Here is a 3,132-nt window from a genome sequence, read left to right on the forward strand (position 1 = left end):
AGCTCAGAAGCATTGCATGCCAGCAGAGCAGTCCACCAATGCCCTTGTTGCTAACCATTGAGACCAAACGCAGATCAATATCAAACTCCAGCTGAGAAATTCTCACAGTATGTTGCCGCGACCAGTTGAATCCACCGCCATTAGCGGAAATTCAAGCGTTTCCATCTGGGGTTGAGGCAATTCTTTTAGAAGTTACCGCGGGCGTTTTCATGAATACTTTTCGGTAGGACCTATGTGCTCACTTTTGCTGGATGTGTCACGGGTCGTTGAGCCTATTTGCCAATTGCTGCGGTCTGCACCAATATCGGCTGTCTCGGCTTGGCGGTGGGCATGGAACGTTGAATCAAGTCGGCAATTCTACGTCAATTCAGTAGGTATCAGTGTGCCGCATTGAAAGATGGCAAGGGCATCTGTACCCCCATGCTCAGATGCCCCATGGAGTGCCTCAGTTTAATTCAAAGTGATCCGCCAAGGCGTCGATAATGGTGTTAAGCACCTGAGTTCGATCCGTCCCCACCGGGTCGGTGCAGACAGGATCGTCTTGTTCTTCGATCAGAAGAGCTTCACCTGCGGGCTTACACAGTCCAAGTGCTGTAAAATGCGTAGCGGGTGCGATAGTCTTAACAGAAGCCTGCGGCACCAAAGCCTCAAAATTGCTGCCCATGGCGCTCGTGTCTGTCGCATTGAGCCTATAGGCTCCTTCGCCCAACCCTATAAGAAGAAGCGGAACCGTTACATCCTGCACATCCTGCGGCGCAAGATCCCAAGTTAGACCAGGATCAATAGCGGCGACGCCACTGATACGTGGATCCCTGTAGGATGCCTCATACCTGTCTTGATCGATTGCCGTGATGTCGACGCCTTCGGCTGTCAGTTCAGCGCAAAACTGTGACCCTGCACCCGCAGCTTTGCAATAGTCGAAAAACCCGTCCCGATTGCCTTGGACACCTGCAAGTGAAAGGGCAGTCCATCCTCCGTAGGAAAGGCCTGTGGCATAGATCCGTGTTCCGTCGATGATGGGTGCGAAAATCGGATCTTGTAAAACATAGTCCAACGCGGCGGACATGTCTTCGGCGCGAGTCCAATGGTTGAATGCGGTGTCGAAGTCCAAATCAAAAGTTGTACTGCTTGGATGGTTTACCGCCACAACGATCGCCCCTTTGGAAGCCAACCCTGCGCTGAGCCACGCCATCCGAGCGTAATTGCCACCCCAGCCATGTGAGAGAAGAACGACTGGGTATTGTCCCTGTATTGGCTCGGCGTCTTTGAACACAGATGTTCCATAGAATATCGCATTTTCAGCAAACACGGTCTGGTGCTGACCCACGGCAGGGAACATGACAGCCATCTGCATCTCCTGGTCATGATGGGGAGCCGCTATAGTCAGCTCGTTGAGGCCGACATCTTGTGCTGCGATTTCAGTGCCAGCAGAGAGGATCGAAGCGAGGGCAAGGACAGTAGTTTTCATGGAGTGCCTATCGGTGAAGTGGTTTGAATGTTGACACCTTCATTCAAACGCTGACGGAATTTTATTCGACCTGAATCCGGTTTAAGGTCACGCAGATCAGGATTTAGGTCCTATTAAGTAAGGAAAAGGACCTCGCCTGATGCCAGTTCTACTAATACCCATGATTATCACTCTGCTGCTACTGGGCCTTATTTTGCATCCTGTGCTAACTCGCGGGACGCACGCAATCAGAAATAGCAAGAACATAAAACCGGCGAGGCCCTGCACTGAGAAGAATACCGGCAAATATGCCATCAAGCGCTTTACTGCGCCCGTAAATGCCAACGCCTTTACGAAGGACTGCAATGGGCTCAAAAAGTCATACCTCATAATTTCTTATGCCTTTGATGCCTCTCTGAACAACGTCAGCGGCGAGCGCATTATTAATCTCGGTTGCGGGGAAGACAACAACACCCGCAAGCTGACAAGAGCAGGTGCTCACATGTCTGGCGCTGATCTTTCAGAGAACATGGTCGCCCATACAATTGCCGAGGAGCAAAAAGCCCCATTAGACATTACCTACGCAACCAGCTCCTTCAGCTCCAACACTGGCTTTCCTGGCGAAAAGACGAGGGAAGAGAGGCGACAGATCTGGTTGTCTCCAAGTACTTCGACCAAAGACACGTCGCAGATCAATGGAACTTCGCCCGGCGCGGAGACCAGTCAGAAATCCAGCGCTTCAGCGTACCCAGATTCCCTTGCGCCTTGAGCGATTATCTAAATCCCATCATCAAGGCAGGTCTTCAAATCAAAGAGATTCTGGGCCCCGAACCAACAGAGGATGCGATCCAGCAGGTGCCACGCTTCCACCGTTAGAAAGATCTCTCGGCTTTCCTACTGATGGTCAAAGCCACCAAGCCTGAAATCGCATAATCTAAAAGCTAGGCCAACACATCCCGCAGGGAGATCAGCCACGTTTTCACCTCCACAGACACCTTGGCATGGTCCAGCCCCTCAAAGGCATCCCAGCTCCAGCCGTTCTCAGGGCACAGCTCATCCAAAAATGCATGCAGCTCTTTTTGCTTAGCATCAGGCAAAGGCAAGTTGGCTGCATGCCTCAGCAACAACACCTGCTCCTGAAGCCGCAAGAACACCCAGAAGGCTTCCATCATAGGCCGCAGCAAATGCGGCTGCGTCTGCCATGTATTACCGGAAAACAGACCCTGCGTGACAATCGGCCCAGCTCCATGACAGTGAAACTGAACACAGCCCATGTACCCGGTCGTCGCCAGATCAGAATGGATCTTGCAGGTCCCACAGCTCTCAAGATTTCGGCAAGGCTCACCAGCAGCTTTATCAAAAGGGAAAACACTCGACTTATCAAAGGCAAGCGCCACACAGCACAAGGCAGCGCACTTCTCGCAGTCAGCTTTCAGCCGATCATCAAGTTGGTTCAGATCCATAGCGTCTTATTGGCACAAAACACAAGCTAGCGAAAGCAATCTCAAGTTTCGGGTAGATAGGGAGTGTCTCACTCTTAAGCGTGCTCCATTTGATTGGTTTCTATCAAATGCCAAAAATTCGATAAACACAACGCTCCAGAGCATGGCATATGATGCTTCGTGTATTCAGCACCGAGCACCGAGCACCGAGCACCGAGCACCGAGCACCGAGCACCGAGCACC

Annotated in this window: 3 protein-coding genes; 1 reads left to right on the forward strand and 2 read right to left on the reverse strand. The window is 51.7% G+C overall.

Annotated elements, in window-relative coordinates:
* Positions 1–445 precede the first annotated feature (445 nt).
* A complete protein-coding gene (locus PsW74_RS21995) occupies positions 446–1,468 on the reverse strand; it encodes a prolyl oligopeptidase family serine peptidase (RefSeq protein ID WP_063290405.1) in 1,023 nt (340 codons plus the stop codon).
* 139 nt (positions 1,469–1,607) lie between these two features.
* Between PsW74_RS21995 and PsW74_RS22000 the strand changes: the two genes are divergently transcribed.
* The gene (locus PsW74_RS22000) at positions 1,608–2,216 is read left to right on the forward strand and encodes a hypothetical protein (protein ID WP_153040826.1); all 609 of its coding nucleotides are present in this window, start codon (positions 1,608–1,610) and stop codon (positions 2,214–2,216) included.
* 172 nt (positions 2,217–2,388) lie between these two features.
* On the opposite strand, the gene PsW74_RS22005 is transcribed toward PsW74_RS22000, so the two are convergent.
* Positions 2,389–2,910 (reverse strand): hypothetical protein, encoded by a 522-nt coding sequence (locus PsW74_RS22005; protein ID WP_063290407.1) that lies wholly within the window; start codon positions 2,908–2,910, stop codon positions 2,389–2,391.
* Between the last annotated feature and the right edge of the window lie 222 nt (positions 2,911–3,132).

The sequence above is a fragment of the Pseudovibrio sp. W74 genome (assembly GCF_001623085.1).
Classification (GTDB): domain Bacteria; phylum Pseudomonadota; class Alphaproteobacteria; order Rhizobiales; family Stappiaceae; genus Pseudovibrio.

Coding starts and splice junctions, on each gene's coding strand:
- PsW74_RS21995 (WP_063290405.1), bottom strand. CDS start 1,468: ATGAAAACTACTGTCCTTGCCCTCGCTTCGATCCTCTCTGCTGGCACT.
- PsW74_RS22000 (WP_153040826.1), top strand. CDS start 1,608: ATGCCAGTTCTACTAATACCCATGATTATCACTCTGCTGCTACTGGGC.
- PsW74_RS22005 (WP_063290407.1), bottom strand. CDS start 2,910: ATGGATCTGAACCAACTTGATGATCGGCTGAAAGCTGACTGCGAGAAG.